We start from the raw sequence: 5,173 nt of genomic DNA, 5'->3' as shown, positions 1-5,173 counted from the left end.
GGCCGCCACCAACACCTCGACCCCCGACTCCTTCAACTCCGCCACCAACTCCGGCATCCCCGCCACGTCCACACCCCGACGCGACAGCAGCACCAGCCGCTCCACCCGACCGGACACCGCCAGATGCCGGGCCACCAGACCACCCAACGCACCCGACGCACCCGTCACCAGCACCGTGCCCGGACGACGCCCCTCCACCGACGCCGCCGGCAGGCCGGGCAGCCGGACCAGACGCGGCACCCGCACCTGACCGCTACGCACAGCGAACTGCGGCTCGCCCAAACGGGATCCGGCGCGCAGCCACTCCATGACGTCGGCGGACAGGTCCGGCAGGTCGGCCAGCAGGAACCGGCCCGGCTGCTCCGCCTGCGCGGCGCGCAGCAGACCCCACACCGGCGCCGCCGCGACGTCCACCAGCGCTTCGGGCCCCGCCGCCACCGCCCGCTCGGTCACCACCACCAGCCGGGAACCGGCGAGCGCGTCCGCCGCCAGCCACTCCTGCACCAGCGCGAGCGCACCGACCGCCGTCCGGTGGGCCGCCGTCGGGACGGCCTCCTCCCCCGGCGCCGGGACGATCCGCGCCACCACGGCGGCGGGCGCCGCCCCGCCCGCCTCGACGGCCGCCAGCAGCGCGGCCAGGTCCGGGTACGCGTCGGCGCCCGGCAGCCCCTCCCCCAGAACCGCCCAACCGCCTTCCGGCGCAGCCGGACCGGCCACCTCCGGGACGGCAGCCGGAACCCACTCGACCCCGAACATCGCACCGCCGGCAGCACCCGTACCACCCGGGCCGCCCGTCAACTCCTCGACCGAGGCCGTCCGCAGCACCAACGAGCCGACGGTGGCGATCGGCGCACCGGACGCGTCGGCCAGGGTCACCGAGACGCCCTCGCCCGAAGCCGCCGGGGCCACCCGGACCCGGGCCGCCACCGCGTCCGCCGCGTACACCGCCACGTCGGACCAGGCGAACGGCAGCACCAGACCGGTTCCGTCGCCCCGCAGGCCGGCCACGTGCAGGGCGGCGTCCAGCAGCGCCGGGTGCAGACCGAACCCGGCAACGCCCACACCCTCCGGGAGGGCGACCTCGGCGAAGAGCTCGTCACCGCGCCGCCAGGCCGCCCGGACACCCCGGAACGCCGGACCGTAGGCGAGACCCCGGGCGGCGAGAGCCGGGTAGAAACCGTCCAGGTCGAGCGCCTCGGCGCAGACCGGCGGCCAGTCGGTGGAAACCTCCGGCACGGCGCTCTCCGTCGCCGCCAGCACACCGGCCGCATGCCGGGTCCACTCCGCCTCCGGTGCCGCGCCCTCGGACTGGGCGTAGACCGCGAAGTTCCGCCGTCCGGCGTGGTCCGCCTCGTCCACCGTCACCTGCACCCGCGTGCCGCCCTCAGTGGGAAGCACCAGCGGGGCTTCGATCAGCAGTTCCTCGACCCGTCCGCAGCCCGCCTCGTCCCCGGCCCGCACCGCGAGTTCGACCAGCGCCGCACCCGGCACGATCACCTGGCCGGCCACCACGTGATCGGCCAGCCACGGCTGCCGCTCGACCGAGAGGCGACCGGTCAGAACAAGCCCACCGGTCGCCGGCAGCGACACCGCCGCCCCCAGCAGCGGGTGCCGTGCCGGGGACTGGCCGAGCCCGGCCACGTCCACCGCACCGGCCCCCACCGGGAGCCAGTAGCGCTGGTGCTGGAAGGCGTAGGTCGGCAGGTCCACCCGCCGGGCCCCGGGGAACAGCCCGGCCCAATCGACCGAGACACCCCGGACGAAGGCCCGAGCGAGACCGGTCAGCAGTGCCCGGGGCTCGTCGCGGCCCCGACGCAGCAGCGCGATCCACGCCTCGTCGGCGGGAGTGGTCCCGGTGGCGGTCTGCGGGCCCATGCCGGACAGCACACCGTCCGGACCGATCTCGACGAACGTCCGAACGCCGTTTGCGCGCAGGGCGTTTGCGGCATCGGCGAAGCGGACGGCCTCGCGGACGTGCCTCACCCAGTAGGACGGGTCGGTGACCTCGTCGGTGACAGGAGCACCGGTGAGGGCGGAGACCATCGCCAGTTTCGGCGCGTGGGAAGAGACGGACTCCACGACCCGCGCGAACTCCGCGAGCATCGGCTCCATCAGCGGCGAGTGGAAGGCGTGCGAGACCTGGAGCCGCTTGGTACGCGCCCCCTCGGACGCCAACTCCTCAGCGGCGTCCAGGACTTCGGACTCGACGCCGGAGATCACCACGGCGGTAGGCGCGTTGACAGCGGCGATGCCGACACCCGGACGGTCCGCGATCGCCGCAAGCGCCCGCTCCTCGGTCACCTCCACCGCCACCATCGCCCCACCGGTGGGAAGTTGCTGCATCAGACGGCCACGGGCGGCAACCACCGCGCACGCGTCGTCCAGCGACCACACACCCGCCACATGCGCGGCCGCCAGCTCACCGATCGAATGGCCCGCCACCACCTGCGGAACGACACCCCAGGACTCGAGGAGTCGGAACAGCGCCACCTCGACGGCGAACAGCGCGGGCTGCGCCCACCCCGTCCCGTTGATGTCGTCCCCGCCGCGGATCACCGCGGCGAGCGAGCCGTCCAGGTGCTCGGCCAGCGCCGCACATACCGCATCGAACGCCTCCGCGAACACCGGGAACGCCTCGTACAACCCCAGACCCATGCCCACCCGCTGGGCACCCTGCCCGGTGAACACGAACCCCAGCTTTCCCACACCACCCACCACACCCGAAACGACCTCGGGCACCTCCACACCCTCGGCCAATGCCCGCAGACCACCGGCCAGTTCACCAGCATCAACACCCAGCACCACCGCGCGGTGCTCCAACGCCGCACGTGAAGCCGCCAGCGACAGACCCACATCCGCGAGGTCCGCGTCCGGGTGGGCGAGTTCGTTCAGGCGGGCGGCCTGACCGGCGAGGCCCTCGGGCGAACGCCCGGAAACCAGCCACGGCACCACCGGCAACGGCACCCGTTCCGCAGCAGGCGCCTCCGCCACCGCCGGGGCCTGCTCGATGATCACGTGCGCGTTGGTGCCGGAGAACCCGAACGAGGACACACCGGCTCGACGCGGGCGTTCGCCCGTCTCCGGCCAGGGCTGGGCCTCGGTAACCAGGCGGACGGCACCGGACTCCCAGTCGATCCGACTGGATGCCTCCTCCGCATGCAGCGTCGCCGGGACGATCCCGTTGCGCATCGCGGCCACCATCTTGATCACACCCGCGACACCGGCCGCAGCCTGCGCGTGCCCGATGTTGGACTTCACCGATCCGAGCAGCAGCGGCCGTTCGGCCGGCCGGTCCTGGCCGTAGGTCGCCAGCAGCGCCTGCGCCTCGATCGGGTCGCCCAGCCGGGTACCGGTGCCGTGGCCCTCGACCACGTCGACGCCGTCCGCGCCCACCCCGGCGCCGGCCAGGGCGGCGCGGATGACGCGCTGCTGCGACGGGCCGTTGGGGGCGGTGAGGCCGTTGGAGGCGCCGTCCTGGTTGACCGCGGTGCCGGTGACCACGGCGAGAATCGGGTGGCCGTTGCGCAGGGCGTCCGAGAGGCGTTCCACGACCAGGACGCCGACGCCCTCGCCCCAGCCGGTGCCGTCGGCCTGCTCGGAGTACGCCTTGCAGCGGCCGTCCGACGCCAGACCGCGCTGGCGCGAGAAGTCGATGAAGGTGCCGGGCGTGGCCATCACCGTCACGCCGCCGGCCAGCGCCAGGCTGCTCTCACCCGAGCGCAGCGACTGGCAGGCCAGGTGCAGCGCGACCAGCGAGGACGAACACGCCGTGTCGACGGTCACCGCCGGGCCCTCCAGGCCCAGCGCGTAGGCGACCCGGCCGGAGACGATCGAGCCCATTCCGCCGGTGCCGAGGTAGCCCTCGACCTCCTCCGGCACCGGGTGGAACGGCAGGTAGTCGTGGTAGAAGAGCCCCGCGAACACGCCCGTTGCGCTGCCGCGCAGAGCCGTCGGGTCGATGCCCGCATCCTCCAGCGCATGCCACGAGGTCTCCAGCAGCAGGCGCTGCTGCGGGTCCATGGCGATCGCCTCGCGCGGGCTGATCCCGAAGAACTCGGCGTCGAACTCGCCCGCCCCGTAAAGGAATCCGCCCTCTCCCGAGACGCTCTTGCCGACCGCGTCCGGATCCGGATCGACCAGGTCGGTCGGCCAGCCGCGGTCGGTCGGGAAGGGGCCGATCGCGTCCCGGCCGGACACGACCAGCTGCCAGAGCTCGTCCGGTGAGGTCACCCCGCCCGGGTAGCGGCAGGCCATGCCGACGATGGCCACCGGTTCCTGCTGTCGGCCCTCGACCTCCCGCAGGCGCTCCCGGGTCTGGGCGAGGTCAGTGGTGACCCGCTTGAGGTAATCGCGGAGCTTCTCTTCGTTCGCCATCCGAATGGACGCCTTCCTCATTTCGCACGGTGGTACGGCGACGTACTCAGAGCCCGAGCTGGTTGTCGATGAAGTCGAACATGTCGTCGTCGCTTGCCGATTGGATGCGGTCGGCGACCGACGCGTCGTCGTCGCCCTCGCCGGGGGCGCCGGCGTCGCTCAGTGCGGAAAGGATGTCCTTGAGCCGCGCCGTGACCCGGGCCCGCGCGCTCTCGTCGCCCAGGAGGTCGGTCAGCGACGCTTCGAGCCGGTCGAGCCCGGAGTAGGCCGACAGGGCGGCCGACTCCTCGGCGACCGTCCCGAACAGTTCCCGGACGACGAAGTCGGCCAGGGCGCTCGGGCTCGGGTAGTCGAAGACGGCGGTGGCCGGCAGGCGCAGGCCGGTGGCGCCGTTCAGGCGGTTGCGCAGTTCGACGGCGGTGAGCGACTCGAAGCCGACGTCCCGGAAGGACCGTTCGGCGTGCAGGCTGCCGGGTCCCGCCATGCCCAGCACCAGGGCGGCCTGCGACAGCACCAACTCCCGTACCGCGTCCAGCCGTTCGTCCGCGCTGAGCGGCGCCAGCCGGGCGGCGAGTGCCTGTCCGCCTTCGGTGCCGTGCTCGGCGACCGAGGACCGTCGGGTGCGGGTGGGGCGGACCAGGCCGGAGAGCAACGGCGGTACCTCGCCGGAGCGTTGCAGGGAGGCGAGGTCCAACTCGGCGGTTACCAGCAGGGGTTCGGGACGGGAGACGGCAGCGTCCAGCAGCGCCAGACCGTGCGCGTCCGACAGCGGACGCATCCCCTGCCGCGCCATCCGACG

At 73.5% G+C, this 5,173-nt stretch carries 1 protein-coding gene and 1 pseudogene; both read right to left on the bottom strand.

Translation table 11 applies throughout. The features are described from left to right. Positions 1 to 4,371: pseudogene (locus ACFUEL_RS34615) on the bottom strand (beta-ketoacyl synthase N-terminal-like domain-containing protein); the annotation flags it as partial. Positions 4,372 to 4,420: 49 nt separating this feature from the next. Continuing rightward, the coding region (locus tag ACFUEL_RS34610; RefSeq protein ID WP_380241362.1) for a phosphopantetheine-binding protein at positions 4,421 to 5,173 on the bottom strand (753 nt) is incomplete at its 5' end.

Origin of the sequence: Kitasatospora sp. NPDC057198 (assembly GCF_042670125.1) — a bacterium.
Classification (GTDB): Bacteria; Actinomycetota; Actinomycetes; order Streptomycetales; family Streptomycetaceae; genus Kitasatospora.
The sequence above is the reverse complement of the archived record's forward strand: the minus strand, read 5'-3'. Positions and strand labels throughout refer to the sequence as shown.